This window comes from Clostridium aestuarii, assembly GCF_026735135.1.
In the GTDB taxonomy this organism is placed as follows: domain Bacteria; phylum Bacillota; class Clostridia; order Clostridiales; family Clostridiaceae; genus Clostridium_H; species Clostridium_H aestuarii.
In genome coordinates, this window is sequence record NZ_JAPQER010000008.1 from 1 (window position 1) to 19,606 (window position 19,606).

The 19,606-nt window shown below is 28.4% G+C and carries 20 protein-coding genes and 1 pseudogene; 18 read left to right on the forward strand and 3 right to left on the reverse strand.

From position 1 onward, the window contains the following. Both OW763_RS14570 and OW763_RS14575 read left to right on the forward strand, forming a co-directional pair. A partial coding sequence (locus OW763_RS14570; RefSeq protein ID WP_268041992.1) for a 3-hydroxyacyl-CoA dehydrogenase family protein occupies positions 1-344 on the forward strand: 344 nt, incomplete at its 5' end. 145 nt (positions 345-489) lie between these two features. Then, a complete protein-coding gene (locus tag OW763_RS14575; protein WP_268041994.1) occupies positions 490-1,671 on the forward strand; it encodes an acetyl-CoA C-acetyltransferase in 1,182 nt (393 codons plus the stop codon). Between the two features lie 90 nt (positions 1,672-1,761). Here OW763_RS14575 and OW763_RS14580 read toward each other — a convergent pair whose 3' ends face one another. Continuing rightward, complete coding sequence (locus OW763_RS14580; RefSeq protein WP_268041995.1) at positions 1,762-3,390, reverse strand: Na/Pi cotransporter family protein; 1,629 nt, start codon at positions 3,388-3,390, stop codon at positions 1,762-1,764. A gap of 195 nt (positions 3,391-3,585) precedes the next feature. Further along, entirely contained in the window at positions 3,586-4,146 is a 561-nt protein-coding gene (locus tag OW763_RS14585; protein WP_268041997.1) for a manganese efflux pump MntP, read from the reverse strand. Positions 4,147-4,617: 471 nt separating this feature from the next. On the opposite strand from OW763_RS14585, the gene OW763_RS14590 reads away from it, so the two are divergent. From OW763_RS14590 to OW763_RS14620, 7 genes and pseudogenes are all read left to right on the forward strand, one after another. Continuing rightward, positions 4,618-5,322 (forward strand): cytochrome c biogenesis CcdA family protein, encoded by a 705-nt coding sequence (locus OW763_RS14590; RefSeq protein ID WP_268041998.1) that lies wholly within the window; start codon positions 4,618-4,620, stop codon positions 5,320-5,322. Positions 5,323-5,427: 105 nt separating this feature from the next. Next, positions 5,428-6,030 (forward strand): TlpA disulfide reductase family protein, encoded by a 603-nt coding sequence (locus OW763_RS14595; protein ID WP_268042000.1) that lies wholly within the window; start codon positions 5,428-5,430, stop codon positions 6,028-6,030. A 216-nt stretch (positions 6,031-6,246) separates the two neighbouring features. Beyond that, a pseudogene (locus OW763_RS14600) lies at positions 6,247-6,375 on the forward strand (tRNA threonylcarbamoyladenosine dehydratase); the annotation flags it as partial. Positions 6,376-6,479: 104 nt separating this feature from the next. Next, positions 6,480-7,265: an amino acid ABC transporter substrate-binding protein gene (locus OW763_RS14605; protein ID WP_268042001.1), complete on the forward strand. Its 786-nt coding sequence runs from the start codon at positions 6,480-6,482 to the stop codon at positions 7,263-7,265. A 17-nt stretch (positions 7,266-7,282) separates the two neighbouring features. Next, complete coding sequence (locus OW763_RS14610) at positions 7,283-7,951, forward strand: amino acid ABC transporter permease (protein ID WP_268042002.1); 669 nt, start codon at positions 7,283-7,285, stop codon at positions 7,949-7,951. A gap of 47 nt (positions 7,952-7,998) precedes the next feature. Continuing rightward, positions 7,999-8,733 (forward strand): amino acid ABC transporter ATP-binding protein, encoded by a 735-nt coding sequence (locus tag OW763_RS14615; protein WP_268042212.1) that lies wholly within the window; start codon positions 7,999-8,001, stop codon positions 8,731-8,733. Positions 8,734-8,843: 110 nt separating this feature from the next. Further along, positions 8,844-9,188 (forward strand): four-helix bundle copper-binding protein, encoded by a 345-nt coding sequence (locus OW763_RS14620; protein WP_336296901.1) that lies wholly within the window; start codon positions 8,844-8,846, stop codon positions 9,186-9,188. A gap of 134 nt (positions 9,189-9,322) precedes the next feature. Here OW763_RS14620 and OW763_RS14625 read toward each other — a convergent pair whose 3' ends face one another. After that, positions 9,323-10,705 carry an urease accessory protein UreH domain-containing protein gene (locus tag OW763_RS14625; RefSeq protein ID WP_268042003.1) on the reverse strand — a complete coding sequence of 461 codons (1,383 nt, stop codon included), beginning with the start codon at positions 10,703-10,705 and terminating at the stop codon, positions 9,323-9,325. Between the two features lie 224 nt (positions 10,706-10,929). Here OW763_RS14625 and OW763_RS14630 point away from each other — a divergent pair, with 224 nt between their 5' ends. From OW763_RS14630 to OW763_RS14670, 9 genes are all read left to right on the forward strand, one after another. Then, a complete protein-coding gene (locus tag OW763_RS14630; protein WP_268042005.1) occupies positions 10,930-11,067 on the forward strand; it encodes an LDCC motif putative metal-binding protein in 138 nt (45 codons plus the stop codon). 21 nt (positions 11,068-11,088) lie between these two features. Then, positions 11,089-12,198, forward strand: coding sequence for a C40 family peptidase (locus tag OW763_RS14635; RefSeq protein WP_268042007.1), 1,110 nt, complete (start codon positions 11,089-11,091; stop codon positions 12,196-12,198). Between the two features lie 98 nt (positions 12,199-12,296). Then, the gene (locus OW763_RS14640; protein ID WP_268042215.1) at positions 12,297-12,575 is read left to right on the forward strand and encodes a metal-sensing transcriptional repressor; all 279 of its coding nucleotides are present in this window, start codon (positions 12,297-12,299) and stop codon (positions 12,573-12,575) included. Between the two features lie 11 nt (positions 12,576-12,586). Next, entirely contained in the window at positions 12,587-15,028 is a 2,442-nt protein-coding gene (locus tag OW763_RS14645) for a heavy metal translocating P-type ATPase (protein ID WP_268042009.1), read from the forward strand. Between the two features lie 111 nt (positions 15,029-15,139). Then, positions 15,140-15,391, forward strand: a complete 252-nt coding sequence (locus OW763_RS14650; RefSeq protein ID WP_268042011.1) for a heavy-metal-associated domain-containing protein — start codon at positions 15,140-15,142, stop codon at positions 15,389-15,391. Positions 15,392-15,404: 13 nt separating this feature from the next. Continuing rightward, positions 15,405-15,563, forward strand: a complete 159-nt coding sequence (locus tag OW763_RS14655) for a YfgJ family double zinc ribbon protein (RefSeq protein ID WP_268042013.1) — start codon at positions 15,405-15,407, stop codon at positions 15,561-15,563. Between the two features lie 187 nt (positions 15,564-15,750). Continuing rightward, entirely contained in the window at positions 15,751-16,449 is a 699-nt protein-coding gene (locus tag OW763_RS14660; protein ID WP_268042015.1) for a response regulator transcription factor, read from the forward strand. Continuing rightward, complete coding sequence (locus OW763_RS14665) at positions 16,450-17,844, forward strand: sensor histidine kinase (protein ID WP_268042017.1); 1,395 nt, start codon at positions 16,450-16,452, stop codon at positions 17,842-17,844. It abuts the gene before it with no gap. A 251-nt stretch (positions 17,845-18,095) separates the two neighbouring features. Further along, positions 18,096-19,562 carry a methyl-accepting chemotaxis protein gene (locus OW763_RS14670; RefSeq protein ID WP_268042019.1) on the forward strand — a complete coding sequence of 489 codons (1,467 nt, stop codon included), beginning with the start codon at positions 18,096-18,098 and terminating at the stop codon, positions 19,560-19,562. The last annotated feature ends 44 nt before the right edge of the window (positions 19,563-19,606 follow it).

The window sequence follows — 19,606 nt, forward strand, 5'->3', positions numbered from 1 at the left end:
CAGAAGAAATAGGAAAACAAGCAGTACAAGTAGAAGAAGCACCTGGATTTGTAGTAAATAGAATATTAATTCCAATGATAAATGAAGGAGTAGGAATTTTAGCAGAAGGAATAGCTTCAGCAGAAGATATAGATACAGCTATGAAGCTTGGAGCAAATCATCCAATGGGACCTTTAGCTTTAGGAGATCTTATAGGATTAGATGTATGTCTTGCTATAATGGATGTATTATACAATGAAACACAAGATTCAAAATATAGAGCTCATTCATTATTAAGAAAATACGTAAGAGCTGGATGGCTTGGTAGAAAAACAGGAAAAGGATTCTTTGATTATTCAAAATAATTAAATCTATTTGAGAGTTATACAAGTACGGTTTAATAAAATATAAAAAAGTTTAAATAAAGTTTTATTTATTAAAAAATTTATAAAAAATAGTTCTAAAATTCGAAAAATAATAAATATTGAAAATAAATAGGAGGGTATTATTATGAAAAATATAGTTATAGCAAGTGCAGTAAGAACAGCAATAGGAGCATTTGGAGGAGCTTTAAAAGATGTTTCAGCAGCAGATTTAGGATCTATAGTTATTAAAGAAGCATTAAATAGAGCTGGAGTTAAACCAGAACAAGTTGAAGAAGTTATAATGGGTCATGTTATTCAAGCTGCACAAGGACAAAATACATCTAGACAATCATCTATAAATGCAGGAATACCAGTAGAAGTACCAACATTTGCAATAAATAAAGTATGTGGTTCAGGATTAAGAGCAGTATCATTAGCAGCACAAATGATAAAAGCAGGAGATGCAGATATAATTGTTGCAGGTGGAACAGAAAACATGTCAAGAGCTCCATATGCACTTGAAGGTGCAAGATGGGGACAAAGAATGGGCGATGGAAAAATGGTAGATACAATGATTAAAGATGCATTGTGGGATGCATTTAACAACTACCATATGGGAATTACAGCTGAAAATGTTAATGATAAATATGGTGTAACTAGAGAAGAACAAGATGCATTTTCATTAAGATCTCAACAATTAGCAGAAAAAGCAATAAAAGAAGGAAGATTCAAAGATGAGATAGTTCCAGTAGTTGTAAAAACAAGAAAAGGTGAAGTAGTAGTAGATACAGATGAATATCCAAAATTCGGATCAACTGCTGAAAAATTAGCTAAATTAAGACCAGCATTTAAGAAAGATGGATCAGTTACAGCAGGAAATGCTTCAGGAATAAATGATGGAGCAGCAGCTTTTGTTATAATGAGTGAAGAAAAAGCTGAAGAATTAGGAATAAAACCAATGGCTAAAATAGCTTCTTATGGTTCAAAAGGGGTAGATCCTTCAGTAATGGGTCTTGGACCAATAGGAGCATCAAAAGTTGCATTAGAAAGAGCAGGATTAAATATAGAAGATATGGATCTTATAGAAGCTAACGAAGCATTTGCAGCACAAAGTATAGCAGTTTCAAGAGAATTAGGATTTGATAAATTAATGGACAGAGTAAATGTAAATGGAGGAGCTATAGCACTTGGTCATCCAGTAGGATGCTCAGGAGCAAGAATACTTGTTACTTTATTACATGAAATGGAAAAGAGAGATGCTAAAAAAGGTTTAGCTACACTTTGTATAGGTGGCGGAATGGGAACAAGCGTTATAGTTGAAAGATAATAATAATTAAATAAAGAATAAAAAAATCCCAAGTAGATTTTAATTATCTACTTGGGATTTTTTTATGGATAGGGATTAAGTGATAAATATTTAAGATACTTTATCTGTATTTGCATCAATGACAGCTCTAGCTATATTAGATGCATGATCTGCAATTCTTTCCATATTACTAACTATATCTAGTAAGATTATACCTGATTCAGTATTACATGAAGTAGTACTTAATCTACGTATATGATTAATTCTACAGGATTTTTCTAAGAAATCTACTTGTTCTTCTAATTTAATTACATCTAATGCTAAATTTGTATCTCCATTTTTTAGAGCATCTAATGCATATGTACAAGCATCTAGAACTTTATTAAACATGTTTTGTAAATCTCCTTTTGATGAATCTGAAAAAGGTAGATCTTTTTCTATTACGATAGTAGCAAGTTCTGCAATGTTCTCTGCATGATCTCCTATTCTTTCTATATCATTTACAGTATGAAACAAATCATCTACAATTGTTCGATTTCCAACTGATACAGATTTATTTGATAATGTTACGAGATATTCAGTTATAGCTTTTTCTAAAGCGTTAATTTCCTTTTCTTTTTCAAAAGTATTTTGTAAATCTTTTTTAGATTTATTAAAGAAACCATCCATTGAACTTTCAAAAGATTTTTTAGCTATTTTCCCCATTCTAAGACATTCTTTGATTGTGTTAGGAAGCGCTATAGAAGGAGTTTCCAATATTCTATCATCAAGATATTTTGTTGTTTTTAGTTGTTCTTCATTTTCAACTTCAGGTATTATTTTCATAGCTAGCTTAACTAAAAGCATAGCAAATGGAAACTGAATAACAACATTTATAATATTAAATAACGTATGAGCATTAGCTATTTGTCTTGTAACATCTGTTGGATTAAGCTTTGTTACTATATAGGTTATAGGAGTATTTAAAATCAATGCAAACAAAAGAGTTCCTATGATATTAAAAGATAAGTGCATTATAGCTGCACGTTTTGCATTTTTGCTAGCACCTATACTTGATAAAAGTGCTGTAACACATGTTCCTATATTATCTCCATATAAAATTGGAAGAGCAGAAGATAAAGGAATTAATCCTTCAGAAGCTAAGGCAAGTAATATACCCATTGAAGCACTACTGCTTTGAACCACTACTGTTAATCCAAATCCCATTAAAATACCTAAAAAAGGATTATGACCAAAAGTAACTAAAGCATTTTTAAAAGCTGGAACATCTCTTAGAGGCTTAACTGCATGTTTCATAAAATCCATACCTATGAACAATATACCAAAACCTATTAATATTTCAGCTATTTGTTTTGTTTTTTCATTGGAGGAAAATAAATATATTCCCATACCTATAGCTACAGCCACTGGAGCTATATCTGTAAATTTAAAAGATACAAGTTGTGCAGTTACGGTAGTTCCTATATTTGCACCCATTATAACTCCAATTGCTTGAGTTAATTTCATTATTCCTGCGTTTACAAAACCAACTACCATAACAGTAGTTGCACTACTACTTTGGATTATGGCTGTAACAAATACTCCAACTAAAGTCGCCATGAATCTGTTACTTGTTAAGAGTTCTATTATTTTACTTAATTTTTTTCCAGCTGCTTTTTGTAAGCCAGTACCCATCAAATTCATTCCATATAGGAATAATCCAAGTCCTCCTAAGATACCTAATGTAATTTCTAAAGCCATGTTTATCCTCCTCGTTATAGAGCAATTTTAATTTTAAATTAACGTTTTAAAGAATAAGTTATAAATATTAAAAATAGTACCTAGATAACTTTATCAAAAATTTATATTAGATATGTTAAGTATGTGTTAAATCTAAGTTAAAAATTACATTAGTGTATTTTTTGTCTTAGTATATTACTGGTAATTAGCTATTGGTTACTGAATAAGATGTTCTATTAATGTTTTTGTTCCTATTAATATAAGTACGATACCACCCGTAATTTCTGCTCTTTTTTTTAAAAGCTCTCCACATTTTTTACCTATTAGAACGCCTACAAAAGATATTACAAAAGTAATCAAACCTATTATACTTATTGCTTCTATTATGAAAACTTTGAGTAAAGCAAAACTTATTCCTACGATTAATGCATCAATGCTGGTTGCTATAGCAAGAAATAATAATACCGTATCTTTTAAGGGATTGAATGTTGCTTTATCTTCTTTTGAAGTTATAGCTTCATAAATCATTTTACCCCCTATAAGTCCTAAGAAAATAAAAGCAATCCAATGATCAAATATAATTATATAATTTCTAAATTTAGAAGCGATTGCCCATCCAATTAAAGGCATTAGAGCTTGAAATCCACCAAAATAAAAACTTATTTTTAGTGCATTTTTAATTTTTAAATTTTTAATGATTATTCCACTAGTAATTGATACGGCAAATGCATCCATAGCTAATCCGAATGCTATAAATATTATAGATAATATATTCATTTTATTGCCTCCTTTTAAAATTTTATAGTAAAAAATATTTAGGTAAAAATAATAATTTTTTATGCTGCTTTTAAGCAAAATAAAAAAAGACTAATATATAACGCAAAAAAACGTTATACATAAGTCTCACTATTTAAAACAAAGCCAGGTGAAAACACCAGTATGTTGACAGTGTTACACAATAAAAATGTGCTAGCTACTCCCTTATATATAAATTCAATACTAAAAATTAATTTAAATTTAGTTTTATAAAAATAAATCAACTTTAATTACTAATTGATTATTATATAGAACTTTAGGTTTTATACTTTTATAACTACATACATAGTATAAGTAAATAAATATATGTAGTCAACAGTTTCAGTATAGTATATGCATTTTATTAAAATTTGTAGACATAAAAGTATAAAATAAATCTTCATAAAATCTACATAAAATTAATATAAACTGAAAGAATAGGAGTTGATCTAGTTGAGAGATATAAACATATTACTTGCATTTTCAGCGGGAGTACTATCATTTTTATCACCGTGTGTACTTCCTCTTATACCTGGATATATTACATATTTAACTGGGCTTAGTGTAGAAGATTTATCAGTTGGTAGAAGTAAGACAGTTATTTTAAAAAAATCCATAGGCTTTGTAATTGGATTTTCAATAGTGTTTATTTTGATGGGAATATCTGTGAGTTCTATTACAACAATATTTTCGAATAATAGAGATATATTTAGAAAAATAGGTGGGATACTAATAATAATCTTTGGATTGCATACAATGGGAGTATTTAGGATAAGTTTTTTTTACAGAGAAAAAAGATTATTAAATTTTAATAAAGGAAATTGGAATTTAAGTTCAATATTAATGGGTATGGCATTTGCAACAGGATGGACTCCATGTATTGGACCAATACTTTCTTCTATTTTGATATATGCAGGAAGCACAAGTGATTTAGGTAAAGGAATAGTTTTACTAGTATTTTATTCAGCAGGGCTTGCAGTACCATTTTTATTAACTGCGTTATTAATGGATAAAGCTTCAAATTATATTAGAAAATTATATAAATATTTTCCTGTGATTTCTATAATCAGTGGGCTACTTTTAATAGTTATGGGAGTAATGACTTTTACTAATAAACTGACTCTTTTAAATAAGTATTTTGGTTTTATAGGTAATTAATATGTTTAGTGAAACAGCTAGACTTAGTAGTTAACACGACTAAATTGAAGAAAATAGTTAAATTAAGCTATAGCGACTAAACTTAAGATAGGTTGGTGGTATAATATGTCTAAAAAAACAGTTGTGGGACTTATTTCAGTTACTATAATTATAGTGGCTTTTTATGGAATAAAACTGTATACAAATTCTTATAAAAATGATTTAAATAAAGTGATTGAAGACACTGAACAAAATGAAAAAATAAAACAAGAAGAAAATGAAAAATTAGATAAAGAAAAAGAGGGTGAGAAAGAAGCTGGTGAAATTGATTATAATAAAGATAATAATTTTACTTTAGCTGATTTAGATGAAAATACAATATCTTTGAGTGATTATAAAGGTAAAAAAGTGTTCTTGAATTTTTGGGCAAGTTGGTGTAGTCCGTGTAGAAGTGAAATGCCGGATATGGATACGTTGTATGAGAACATTAAAGACTCTGATACGGTGATGTTGGCAGTTAACATAGGTGAAGATAAAGATGACGTAAAGAAGTTCATTGATAATAATGAGTTCCAATTTAAGGTGCTTCTTGATACTAAAACAAAAGTTGGTGAACAATATAGTGTTTCAGGTATACCCACTTCGTTCTTAATTGATGAAAATGGTAATATAGTTAGATCCATAACTGGAGCAATGAGTTTAAAACAAATGCAAGAATTTATTCGTTAGATAAAAAGTTTAGATTGTTTTTAATTAATTTGTTGAGAAAAAATAGTTTATTATCTGCCAAGGATATATTTTCTTGGCTTTTTTTATTATCTAAATGATATTTATACTAAAAAAATTGGGAATATTAAAATTACATAATAATTACATTGACTTTTTTTTTATAATAATATAATATATAAACAACATAAAACCTATAGGAATACTAGGAAAGAAAGGGGATACGTATGTAGTGGTGGAAGTGAAAAGTGTACTATAAAAAGACAAATTCCAGGCAGTATATCTTTTGTACCACTAGTAGCAGGAACGATAATTGGAGGAGAAATAATAAAAAATATAATATTTTAATTATGAGTTTGATTTTAGCTTATTTAATAAAAATAAGTTAATTATTTTTAAACATAAAACCCAGTAAACATATAGTAATAATAAGAAAAGAGGAGAAGTCAAATATGTTAAAAAGATTAAGTGTAGTATTACTAGCAATAGTTGTTTCAATGATAGGTTTAATAGGATGTGGTACAAAACAAAATACAACAGAAAATCAAAAAGTAATAAGGGTTGGAAGTTCAGGACAATATTATCCATTTACTTTTGTAGAAAATGATGAGTTGCAAGGATTTGAAATAGACGTATGGAATGAAATTGGAAAGAGAATTGGTTATGATGTTGAGTTTGTAACAGCAAAATTTAGTGGTTTATTTGGTATGCTTGAGACAGATAAGTTGGATACAATTTCTAATCAAATATCAATAACTCAACAGAGAAAGGAAAAATATTGGTTTACTACTCCTTATGTATATTCTGGAGCTCAATTAGTTGTGAAAAAAGGAAATGATTTTATTAAAGGATTTGAAGATTTAAAAGGCAAAAAAGTAGGAGTTAGTTTGGGAAGCAATTATGAACAAATGTTAAGAAAATTTGATAAAAATAATGAGATTAATATTATCACATATGATGGTGGGGCTTTAGAACAGGATGTTACTTTAGGTAGAATAGACGCATTTCTAATGGATAGGGTATCAAGCTTAGCATTAATTAAAAAAACAAAACTAGATTTACAGTTAGCAGGAGAACCTATTGCCATAAATGAAAATTCTTTCCCTTTCCCTAAAAAAGAAGATAACAAAGAACTTATTGAAAATGTTAATAAAGCTATAGAAGATATGAGAGCTGATGGTACTTTAAAAAATATATCAAAAAAATGGTTTGATATAGATATAACTGATAAGAGATAATTGGTGGTGGAATATGAATGATAAATTTTGATATACAATATGTTAGCAGATTATTTTCTATATTATTTAGATATTTACATGTAACTATGAGTATTTCGATATTTTCCATGATTATAGCATTGTTTTTAGGTGTACTATTAGCTTTAGTAAGAGTTTCGAAAGTAAAAACTATATATTTTTTTAGTAACTTATATGTTTCATTTTTTAGAGGAACACCATTAATTGCTCAATTGTTTTTACTTTATTTTGGATTTCCACAAGTTATACCTTTACTTAAAAATTTAGATGCTTATACTATAGCTATTATTGGGTTAGGGTTAAATGCTTCTGCTTATATGTCTGAGAGCATTAGAGCAGCTATAAATTCTATTGATAAAGGGCAAATGGAAGCATGTTTATCAGTAGGAATGAGTTATGGGCAAGCAATGAGAAGAATAATTTTTCCGCAAGCTGCAAGAGTAGCTCTTCCATCAATAGCTAATAATTTTATAGATATTGTAAAAGGTTCTTCATTAGCTTTTACAATAGGAGTGGCAGAAATAATGGGAAAGGCTCAGATGGAAGGAGCATCTTCTTATAGATTGTTTGAAAGTTATTTAGCAGTAGCATTATTATATTGGATAGTTATAATAATATTTGAATATATACAAAAGGTGTTAGAAAGAAAAATGAATGCAGCGTATTAGGATGTGATGATATGGGTAAAGTGTATAATTTTAATAGAAAATCAAATATGATAAAAATTAATAATTTGTATAAGAGTTATAACGAAATAGAAGTTTTAAAAGGAATTAATTTAGAAATAAATAAGGGAGAAGTTGTTGTAATTATAGGTCCATCGGGTACTGGTAAATCTACTTTTTTAAGATGTATAAATTATTTAGAAATTCCTAATGAAGGAACTATTCAGATAGGCGAAGTATCTGTTAATGCAAAATGTAGTAGTAAAAAACATATAGTAGATTTAAGAAAGTGTACTGCTATGATATTTCAGAATTATAATTTGTTTAAAAATAAAACTGCTATTGAAAATATTATGGAAGCATTAATAGTAGTGAAAAAAATGAACAAAAAAGATGCAGAAGAAAAGGCCTTAGATATACTTAAAAAAGTAGGATTACTAGAACAAAAATATAAATATCCTTCTCAATTATCAGGAGGTCAGCAACAAAGAATTGGTATTGGTAGAGCAATAGCATTAGAACCAAAAGTAATTTTATTTGATGAACCTACATCTGCCTTAGATCCTGAATTAATAGGAGATGTTTTAAACGTTATAAAGAGTATGGCGTATAATGGAATGACTATGATGATTGTTACGCATGAGATGGCATTTGCAAGAGAGATTGCAGATAGAATTATATTTATGGATGGTGGAAAAATAGTAGAGCAGGGAACACCAGAAGAAATATTTGATAATCCTAAGGATATAAGAGTTAAAAAATTTTTGAAACGAATATCCGTATAAAGAAAATACGGCTGTATGAATGCTAGCTTGAGCATAATTAGAAGAATACAATTTAGAATATAGGAGATACTATGACTTGTAATAAAAGTTAAGAAGGGAGTCAGATATATATGATGGCAACTGTAACTTCAAATGAAAAATATCAAAAATGTATTGATATTTGCTTAGAATGTGCTCAAGTATGTGAATTTTGTGCAACTTCCTGTTTAAATGAACCAGATCCTAAAACTATGGCTCGCTGCATAAAGTTAGATAGAGATTGTGCAGATATATGTGTTTTATCAGCTCAATTTATGGCCAGAGATAGTGAGTTTTCTAAGGTAATTTGTTCATTATGTGCTAACATTTGTAGAACTTGTGGACAAGAATGTGCTAATTTCACTCAAGAACATTGTAAAAAATGTGAAGACATTTGCAACAGATGTGCTGTAGAATGTGAAAATATGGCTAGATAAATTTATTAATTAAAATTAAAAGGCATAAAATCTTGTGTTTTCAAAGATTTTATGCCTTTATTTCTGTATAGAAAAATATAAAATTTCAAAACTGTGGATAATTTTGTTTCACAGTTCACGAAGTGAATTTTGTTCTAGTTAATTGGTACACTGCAGCAATTGCTTCCAGAAGAAGAAGGAACTATTTCTGAAGTGTTAGAGGTGTCAACAGTTTCTAAATCATTAGTAACCTTTATGATACCTCTAAGCATACCCATCCAGCAGCTAAAATTTATATCTTCATTGCCAGGTGTAAATTCTATAATATTTTCTCCAGATATTAATTTTTTTTGGATATTCAATGAAGGTATAATTATTTCATTATTACAAGAAGAAATTTGTTTACCGTCTATTATCCATTTTACTGGAATTCCTTTTTGTACATATATAATATTAGGATTATATCCACTATAGTCAGCATTTATTTTTACTATTTGAATATTATCTTGTATTTCAGCTTTTGCAAAAGAAACTGTAGAATTACTTTTTAATAAACTTTGTTTAGGAGATAAATTTATGCCAGATAGGGCTAAGCCTCTATTTATCATTATAAAACCAAGTATAAATACTAAAATTCCGCTAAATTTAAGAATTTTTTTAGAAAAATTTTTACTTAAAAAGCTGGTTGCAAGTCCAAAAGATAACATGAGAGGAACTGTTCCCAGTGAAAATATAAACATTGAAAGTGCTCCCTGTACTGCACTACCAGTACCAAGCGCATAAAGCTGCATTGTTTGTAGTGGGCCACAAGGCATTAACCCATTTAAGATTCCTACAATAAAAGGAGCTTTTGATTTATTTTTTATGGAACAGGTGGACCAAGGCAGTGTAATATGAAACTTCCTAAATAAATTAAAACCGGACATATTAAATCCCATAATAATCATAAATATACCAGCAAAAATAGTTATAGAAGATTTAATTTCTAATGATATAGAAAAAATTGATCCTATAGCACCAACAATTCCACCTAAAATAGTATAGGAAATTATTCTTCCTGTATTATAAAGTATGGAGGGTTTTATTGATTGCCATTTATTTTTTTGTACTGTAGAAATATTTTGGGATATCATAATTCCACCACACATACCAATACAGTGAACAGAAGTGAAAAGTCCTATTATAAACAATACAAAATAGGTTACTTCTTGCTGAAGTATAGAACTCATATCAAAACCGCCAGAATAATTTCCAAGAATAATTATTGTTCCAGCAATAAGTAGTATTCCTAATATTTTAATTATTTCGGAAAAAGTTTTGTTTGAAGAACCTATTGAATATCCAGATTTTGTGATTGATTTTTTTATGTTATTTGTACTGCATAGACTTGAATCATATGCAATAAAAACAGAAGATTCTTCATAAGAAGCTATGATATTTATTACACCAGTAAGTTTTTTTAGTTCTTTTTCTAGCTTTTGTTCACAGGATTTACAATGCATATCTTTTACTTTAAAAGTTTCTTTTTTTATTCTCATATTAAATTCCTCCAGGTTAGTAATTTTAAATGTTTTGAATTATATATTACTAAACATATATATAGATTTTATGAAGAAATCAAAAGAATAGTTTATTTTATTAGTTGGTAATAAAATAAACTATTCTTTTGTATTTTTAAAAATTTTTTAGTGATATAAAAAACATAAAATCTTCACAAAAAACAAATATAATATTCTCAAAGATATTAAGGGAGATGGAAAATATGAAAAAATGGTTTAAAAATTTTATAAAGAAAATAGCAGTGGAGAATGAAAAAAGTTTTGGAAGTGAGAAGTTAGATTGTTGTGGATTAAATACAAATAAAAAGAACAACAATAAAAATCAGTCTAAGAAAAAGTAATAGTTAAAAGGAGAAGTATAGATGAGAAAAAGGTTGAGTTTGTTTATAGCAATATCTTTAGTAATTACAATTAATGGCGCAGGAGTTAAGGCAGCACCATTATCTGATAAACTTAAAAATCAACAAAATCAATTGCAGCAGAACAAGACACTATTAAAAAACGCTAAAGAAAAAGTTGAAAATATAGAGCAAGAAATAGAACATTTAGATGATCAAATAGAAACGAAAATGAGAGAAGTAGATAATAATAAAAGTAACATAAGGGAAATTAAAAAAAATATTGAATTAACAGAAAAGGATATTCAAAAGGCAGAAAGTGATACTAAAAAGAAAAAAGAACTTTATAATTTGAGAATGCGAGCTATGTATATAAATGGTCTAGGAGGTTATTTGGATGTAATATTTGGTGCTGAAAGCTTAAGTGATTTATTTTTAAGAATTGAGGCTGTAAAAAAAATTATTGAACTTGATAAAAAAATTATGCAAGAGGTAAAACTTAAACAAGACAATATTAGAATAAAAAAAGAAAATCTTAAAGATGAACGATATATGTTAATAACTGCAGCTAATGAACAAATGGAAAAATTGGAAATACTTAAACAAGATAAGTTTAAACAGGACAAGCTAATCAAAGAAGCTCAAAAACAAGCTGCATTATATTCAAATAAAGTGAAAAATGATGAGATGGTAATAAATCAAATAAAGCAAAATGTTTATGGAATCACAAAAAAAGTATCAAAATATACTCCGTCTAGAGGAGTGAGAAATGTATCAACTAATGATATAGTTGCATATTCTATGAAATTTTTAGGCAAACCATATAAATGGGGAGCTACTGGACCAAATAGTTTTGATTGTTCAGGATTTACTCAATATGTATTTGCTAATTTTGGTATTAAAATGCCTAGAGTGTCTAGAGATCAAGGGAAATCAGGTAAATATGTACCAAAGAGTCAGCTTCAGCTAGGAGATTTAGTTTTTTATGCAAATAATAAAGGAAAAGGAAGAATACATCATGTAGGAATTTACATAGGAAATGGGATGTATATTCATGCACCAAGAACAGGAGATGTTGTAAAAATATCATCTGCATGGAGAAGTGATTATGCAACTGCAAGAAGATATAGATAATAAAAGAATATTGCAAATTATAAATATTAGGTGTATAATAAAATCAAAACACCCCCACGGGGTAGGGGAGGTATAATATGAGTGATATACATGTAAAAATGAATGATGAAAGAAAAAAAGCAATTCAATCTTTAAAGACATCAAAAGGACAAATAGAGGGAATAATAAAAATGATAGAAGATGGAAGGTACTGCATTGATATATCAAATCAAATAATTGCAGCTCAATCCCTTTTAAAAAAGGCTAATATGTTAATTTTAAAGCAGCATTTAAATCACTGTGTAAAGGATGCTTTTTCAAAAGCTAATAATGAAGAAGATATTGAAAAAAAGATAGAAGAGATAATACAAATACTTTCAAAAATTACAGGGAAATAAGGTGATTTAGAATGAAAAAAACATTAAAAATAGAAGGAATGACTTGTGCAGCTTGTTCAAGAGCTGTAGAAAGGGTTTCAAAAAAAGTTGAAGGTGTTAGTGAAGCCAATGTTAATCTAGCTACAGAAAAACTTAATATAACTTTTGATGAAACAAAAGCTTCATTAAACGATATTAAAAAAGCAATTAAAAAGGCAGGATATGAGGCAAATCAACAAGAAACCAATAAAGCTTTAAAAATAGAAGGGATGACATGTGCAGCATGTTCTAGAGCAGTTGAAAGAGCAGTAAATAAAGTAGATGGAGTTGTAGAAGCTAATGTTAATTTAGCTTCTGAAAAATTAAATGTGAAATTTGAGCCAGGGATAGTAAGAATTTTAGATATAAAAAAAGCAGTAGAAAAAGCTGGCTATAAAGTTTTAGAAGGTGAAACAACTATAGATGAGGATAAAGAGAAAAAAGAACAGAATTCAAAAGAAATGTGGAGAAGATTTATAACTTCAGCTTTATTCACTGTTCCACTTTTAATAATTACTATGGGGCATATGGTGGGACTAAAGCTTCCTAATATAATTAATCCACATATAAGTCCATTTAACTTTGCATTACTTCAATTGATACTTGTAACACCAGTTATGATAGTTGGTAGAAAATTTTTTGCGGTTGGATTTAAGACTTTAATTAAAAGAAGTCCAAATATGGATTCTCTTATTGCTATAGGTTCAAGTGCAGCTTATATTTATGGAGTATTTGCTATATATCAAATATCAAAAGGTGATACTGCATATGTTAGAGATTTATATTTTGAATCAGCAGCTACCATTTTAACACTAATAACTCTTGGTAAATATTTGGAGAGTGTATCTAAAGGTAAAACGTCAGAAGCTATTAAAAAACTTATGGGATTATCACCAAAAACAGCAATTATAATCCGTAATGGAAAAGAAGAAATTGTTTCTATAGAGGATGTAGATGTTGGAGATGTAGTATTAGTTAAACCAGGTGAAAAAATACCAGTAGATGGTATTGTTATAGAAGGAATTACTTCTGTAGATGAATCAATGCTTACGGGTGAAAGTATACCTGTTGAGAAAACTAAAGGGAATAGTGTGTTTGGTGGAAGTATAAATAAAAATGGTTCAATAAAATATCAAGCTACAAAAGTTGGAAAGGATACAGCATTAGCTCAGATTATTAAATTAGTTGAGGAAGCACAAGGATCTAAAGCACCAATTGCAAAAATGGCAGATATAATATCAGGATATTTTGTACCAATAGTAATGGCATTAGCTGTAATATCATCTTTGGCATGGCGCATATCTGGTGAGAGTTGGGTATTCTCTTTAACTATATTTATTTCTGTACTAGTAATAGCTTGTCCATGTGCATTGGGACTTGCAACTCCTACAGCAATAATGGTTGGTACAGGAAAGGGTGCAGAATATGGAGTGCTAATAAAAAGTGGAGAAGCACTAGAGACTGCACATAAAATTCAAACAATTGTATTTGATAAGACAGGTACGATAACTGAAGGAAAACCAAAGGTAACAGACATAATAACAGTATCTGATGTTAATAGAGATGAATTACTTTCAATTGCAGCCAGTGCTGAAAAAAAATCAGAACATCCACTTGGAGAGGCGATAGTTAAGAGTGCAGAAGAAAAAGAATTATCTTTAAAGAATATAGAATTTTTCAAAGCTATACCTGGACATGGAATTGAAGTTAAAATAGAAAACAAGACAATTTTGTTAGGTAATAAAAAGCTTATGAAGGAAAATAATATTTTACTAGAAAACTTTGAAGAAGAAGCTGTTAAATTAGCTAATGATGGTAAAACTCCAATGTTTATAGCATCAGATGCTAAGTTAATGGGTATAATTGCAGTAGCTGATACTGTTAAACAAAGCAGTGAGATAGCTATAAAGAAGCTGCATGATATGGGAATAGAAGTAGCTATGATAACAGGAGATAATGCTAAAACAGCACAGGCCATTGCGAAACAAGTAGGTATAGATAAGGTAATAGCTGAAGTACTACCAGAAGACAAATCAGCAAAAGTTAAAGAATTTCAAAAAAAGGGAAAAAAAGTTGCTATGGTAGGTGATGGAATCAACGATGCACCAGCTTTAGCACAAGCTGATATAGGAATGGCGATAGGTTCAGGTACAGATGTAGCTATTGAATCAGCAGATATTGTTCTTATAAAAAATGATCTAGTTGATGTAACAACTGCTATAGAATTAAGTAATAAAACTATAAAAAATATAAAACAAAATTTATTTTGGGCATTTGGATATAATACTATAGGAATACCAGTTGCAATGGGAATACTTCATGTATTTGGTGGTCCGCTTTTAAATCCTATGATTGCAGCTGCAGCAATGAGCTTAAGCTCAGTTTCGGTTGTAACTAATGCTTTAAGGTTAAGAGGTTTTAAGCCTACTAGGTAATATTATTAAGTTTAACCACCACGTTGAGTTTATTTACTGTGTTGAGCTTAAAAGGAATTGGCATAAGTAACAAAAATATAATTTTTATAAATGTGAAAGGAAGAGATTAATATGAAAAAGAAATTATTAATTGAAGGAATGAGTTGTCAACACTGTGTTAAGCATGTTAAGGATGCTTTATTAGAAGTAGAAGGAATAGCTAATATAGAAGTCGATTTAGATAACAAATGTGCTTTAGTAGATTTAGAAAAGAAAGTAGAAGATAGCGTATTAAAAGATGTGGTAGAAGATGCTGGATATGATGTTGTGAAAGTAGAAAACTTAGAAAGTGGTTGTGGTGGTGGGTGCAGCTGCAGCTGCTAAGGAGATTATACTTATGAATAAGGTGTATTATTGCCCTGATTGTGGAGAAAAATTAGAAGAGTATATAGGATGTGGTTCTAAAAGCTATTTTTGTAGAAAATGTGGTTCATTGAAATCAAGTAAAAGAATTTTAGAACAATCTCCTAAAGAAAATAAAAAAATATCACAATAAAATTTGTATATTAAAGTTTCATCAGTTAAGGCTATGTTCATAAATTTTAGGACATAGCCTTAAATATTCATAAAAAACACATAATTAATTAGTATAAATTTAATTATTTATACAAGCTAAATTTGAACATAAATCCTTAATTTTAATAAATAATATTTGTTGAAGAAAAGTTTTGAGGAGTGAGAATATGACGAATGAAAAAAACATACTAGTTGTTGATGATGAAAAGAAAATAGTTGAAGTTGTAAAATCATATTTGGAAAAAGAAGGATATACAGTTTTAGAGGCTTATAGAGGTAATCAAGCTATAGAGATATTTGAAAAAGCCAATCCAGATTTAATAATATTAGATTTAATGTTACCAGATATGACAGGAGAGGAAATATGTAAAATTTTAAGAAAGAAATCATCAGTACCTATTATAATGTTAACAGCGAAAGTAAGTGAAAATAATATTTTACAGGGGTTTGATATTGGTGCAGACGATTATGTAACAAAACCCTTTAGTCCCAAACAACTAGTGGCAAGAGTTGCAGCATTATTAAGAAGGTCTGAAAAAAATGTTAAGATTTGCTCAAATATAATGTCTTTTAACAAAGATGAATTAGTTATAGACGATTTAAAACATGAGATTAGAAAAAAATCAAAAATAGTAAATCTGACATCAACTGAATACAAACTTCTTGCAACTATGGCTAAATACCCTCAGAAAGCATTTACAAGAGAAGAGTTAGTTTTTCTGGTTTTAGGTGAAGAATATGATGGATTTGATAGAGTAATAGATACACATATTAAAAATCTTAGATATAAGATAGAAACTAATCCTAAAAATCCCCAATACATAATTACAATTCATGGTATAGGATATAGATTTGGTGGTGAATAGATGGAAAAAAGTTTAAGAAGAAAGTTAACACTGTCACATGTATTTGTAGCTGTAGTTTGTGCTTTGTTAATAAGTATAGTTGCTAACATATTTTTGGAAAAACAGTTCAAAAACTATGTAATCAATGTAAGAGAACGAAAAAGTGAAGATATAGTTTATTCTATAAGTCACCAGTATAGTATGGATGATAAATGGAATTATTATAGAGTTGAGAGTATAGGAATAGATGCTCTTGAAAATGGACTTATTATAAATGTACATGATATGAATGGAAAAGTAATATGGGATGCCAATATATATAATAATGGTAAATGTGAAGATATAATTGCTCATATGTCTCAAAATATGATGAAACGCTATTCAGATTGGAAAGGAAAGTATATAGAAAATAAATATGATATTGAATATGATTCTAAAAAAGTAGGAAGTGTTACAATAGGATATTATGGACCCTTTTACTATAATGATAACGACATGATATTTTTGAATACATTAAATAAAATTTTTGGTATTGTAGGGATAGTTTCAATGTTTATGGCATTAATATTAGGAATATTAATGGCAGGAAGGATGAGTAAACCTATTTCAAGAGTTATAGAAACATCAGAAAATATTTCTAATGGTAACTATAACGAAAGAATTAGTGAAAAATCAGATATTATAGAAATAAATAGACTTATTTCAACAATAAATAACTTGGCTCAAAGATTACAAGAACATGAAGCAATGCAAAAAAGGTTAACAGCAGATGTATCTCATGAACTTAGAACACCACTTACTACTTTGCAGAGCCATATTGAAGCTATTTTAGATGGAATATGGGAACCAACACAAGAAAGAATGAAAAGTTGCCATGAGGAAATTTTGAGAATAAATCGTTTAGTAAAAGATTTAGAAAAATTATCAATATATGAAAATGAAAATTTGACTTTAAATAAATCAAATTTTGATATAAGTGATGTTATTAAAAATATTGTATTGAATTTTGAAAGTGAATATATTAATAAGAATATAATTATGAAAATAGAATGTGATGAGAATCAAATGATTTTTGGTGATAAAGATAAAATTAGTCAAGTATGTGTGAATCTTATATCGAATGCTTTAAAATATACTGTTACTGGAGGAAAGGTTGAAATTAGTGTCAAGGGAGAATTGGATTATATAGAATTAAGCATAAAGGATAACGGTATAGGAATAGCTAAAGAAGATCTCCCATATATATTTGAGAGATTTTATAGAGCTGACAAATCTCGAAATAGATTGACTGGTGGAGCTGGAATAGGATTAACTATAACAAAAACAATTGTTGAAGCACATAAAGGTAAAATTTTTGTAAACAGCAAACTAGGTGAGGGAACACAGTTTAGCGTTTTTTTACCAAAGAATATTTAAATTTTAATATATGAATATTAGTAATAATTTAATTGGAAGCTTATATAAAAATAACTTTTATATAGGCTTTTATTTATTTTAATATAGTTGTTATTATACCCCATAGTGGTATAATAAATTATAGAGTATTTTATCCTTTATAAATATATACTTGAAAATATAGAATTTAGTGGTATGATAGATAATGATTGTTAGTAAATAATAATTATTGAAATAATGCGCTGAATAATATTCAAATAGGAGTGATATAAATGTTTAAAAATTTCAAACTTAAATCTCAATTAGTTAGTGTTGTTGAGTGTTTTAAAAATAATAATGCTGATGGATTAAATAATATGTATAAAGATAATACAGAGAATGTATTAATTTCAACTTTTGCATTTATGGGAAAAACAATATTAAAAATTTCTCCTGTAGTTAATAAATTAGTAAAAGGTATTTTAAAAACTACAACTGCAGTAAGTAGCTTTAATATTAAATTAATACATTCTTCAGAGAGATTAAAAAGCTCTTCACAAGAATTAAGACAAGCAAGTGAAGAACTCTTGGCTTCTATGGAAGAAACTAGTGCAAGTATATCAGAGGTATCATCATCTATGACTACAAATACAAATGCTATGGATAAAATAGCATCTAGTACTAATATAATTTCTAAAAGCTTAGAATCTAATGATACAATTCTTTCAAAAATGCATTTTATAAATGTTGAAATTTCTGATAATTCTACAGAGATGTCGGATAATATGAATAATCTTATTTCCGTTATAAAAAATATGAAGACAATAGTTGATGGAATAAGTCAAACTGCTGATAACACCAATTTGCTTGCATTAAATGCTAGCATAGAAGCTGCAAGGGCAGGAGAAAATGGAAAGGGATTTTCAGTTGTTGCTAACGAAATTAAAAAATTATCTGAAAATACTCAACAGCAGCTTGATTTTATACAAAAATTTATGCAGCAGATACAAGAAGCTTCTATTAAAAGTGATAATAGTCTTAATAAGACTTTGAGATCTATTGACAATATGGAGAAATACACTAAAGAAATGTCTTCTTCATTTTCAGAAAGCAAAAGTGTTACAAATGATGTTATTGGTGAAATACAAATTTTATCATCAAATTTTGAAGAGTTAAATGCTGTTACTGAGGAAATAAGTACAACTACACATGTAATAAGTGATAATGCAGAAAATTTAATTTCCGTATCAGATGAAATAAACTATAATGCAGATGAAATAAATACTATAGCTGTGGAGTTAGAGAAAGTTGAAAATGAGGTATCAGAATTAGCAAAATTAACTGGGGAAATAAATCAAGAAGAGCATTTTAAAATATCAAATCAGGATTTAATAGATGTCATGGATAAAGTAATTATAGCTCATAAGAATTGGGTGAAAACTTTAGAAGAAATGGTTCAGAATATGGTAGTAAAACCACTTCAATTAAATCCTCATCGATGTAATTTGGGACATTTTTATTATTCTGTTAATCCAGTAGATAATGAAGTTGCTGAGGTGTGGAAAGAAATAGAGAGTGTTCATGAAAAACTACATAATACAGGCGGTATAGTTATAAATGATATTAAACAAAACGATAAAGGAGCAGCAATGCAACAGTATAAAACAGCAGAAGAGTTATCTAAAATTGTTATAAGTAAGTTTGATTCAATAAAAAGTATTGCAAAAAAATTATCCAAGGAAAATAAATCAGTATTTTAAAATTAAAAATAAATCCGTAACATATGTTACGGATTTATTTTTCA

Bases quoted from the DNA above. Each gene is read 5' to 3' on its own strand.
- OW763_RS14585 (WP_268041997.1), bottom strand. From the start codon at position 4,146: ATGAATATATTATCTATAATATTTATAGCATTCGGATTAGCTATGGAT.
- OW763_RS14610 (WP_268042002.1), top strand. From the start codon at position 7,283: ATGATAAATTTTGATATACAATATGTTAGCAGATTATTTTCTATATTA.
- OW763_RS14635 (WP_268042007.1), top strand. From the start codon at position 11,089: ATGAGAAAAAGGTTGAGTTTGTTTATAGCAATATCTTTAGTAATTACA.
- OW763_RS14580 (WP_268041995.1), bottom strand. From the start codon at position 3,390: ATGGCTTTAGAAATTACATTAGGTATCTTAGGAGGACTTGGATTATTC.
- OW763_RS14670 (WP_268042019.1), top strand. From the start codon at position 18,096: ATGTTTAAAAATTTCAAACTTAAATCTCAATTAGTTAGTGTTGTTGAG.
- OW763_RS14630 (WP_268042005.1), top strand. From the start codon at position 10,930: ATGAAAAAATGGTTTAAAAATTTTATAAAGAAAATAGCAGTGGAGAAT.
- OW763_RS14615 (WP_268042212.1), top strand. From the start codon at position 7,999: ATGATAAAAATTAATAATTTGTATAAGAGTTATAACGAAATAGAAGTT.
- OW763_RS14575 (WP_268041994.1), top strand. From the start codon at position 490: ATGAAAAATATAGTTATAGCAAGTGCAGTAAGAACAGCAATAGGAGCA.
- OW763_RS14665 (WP_268042017.1), top strand. From the start codon at position 16,450: ATGGAAAAAAGTTTAAGAAGAAAGTTAACACTGTCACATGTATTTGTA.
- OW763_RS14595 (WP_268042000.1), top strand. From the start codon at position 5,428: ATGTCTAAAAAAACAGTTGTGGGACTTATTTCAGTTACTATAATTATA.
- OW763_RS14625 (WP_268042003.1), bottom strand. From the start codon at position 10,705: ATGAGAATAAAAAAAGAAACTTTTAAAGTAAAAGATATGCATTGTAAA.
- OW763_RS14660 (WP_268042015.1), top strand. From the start codon at position 15,751: ATGACGAATGAAAAAAACATACTAGTTGTTGATGATGAAAAGAAAATA.
- OW763_RS14650 (WP_268042011.1), top strand. From the start codon at position 15,140: ATGAAAAAGAAATTATTAATTGAAGGAATGAGTTGTCAACACTGTGTT.
- OW763_RS14645 (WP_268042009.1), top strand. From the start codon at position 12,587: ATGAAAAAAACATTAAAAATAGAAGGAATGACTTGTGCAGCTTGTTCA.
- OW763_RS14655 (WP_268042013.1), top strand. From the start codon at position 15,405: ATGAATAAGGTGTATTATTGCCCTGATTGTGGAGAAAAATTAGAAGAG.
- OW763_RS14640 (WP_268042215.1), top strand. From the start codon at position 12,297: ATGAATGATGAAAGAAAAAAAGCAATTCAATCTTTAAAGACATCAAAA.
- OW763_RS14605 (WP_268042001.1), top strand. From the start codon at position 6,480: ATGTTAAAAAGATTAAGTGTAGTATTACTAGCAATAGTTGTTTCAATG.
- OW763_RS14620 (WP_336296901.1), top strand. From the start codon at position 8,844: ATGATGGCAACTGTAACTTCAAATGAAAAATATCAAAAATGTATTGAT.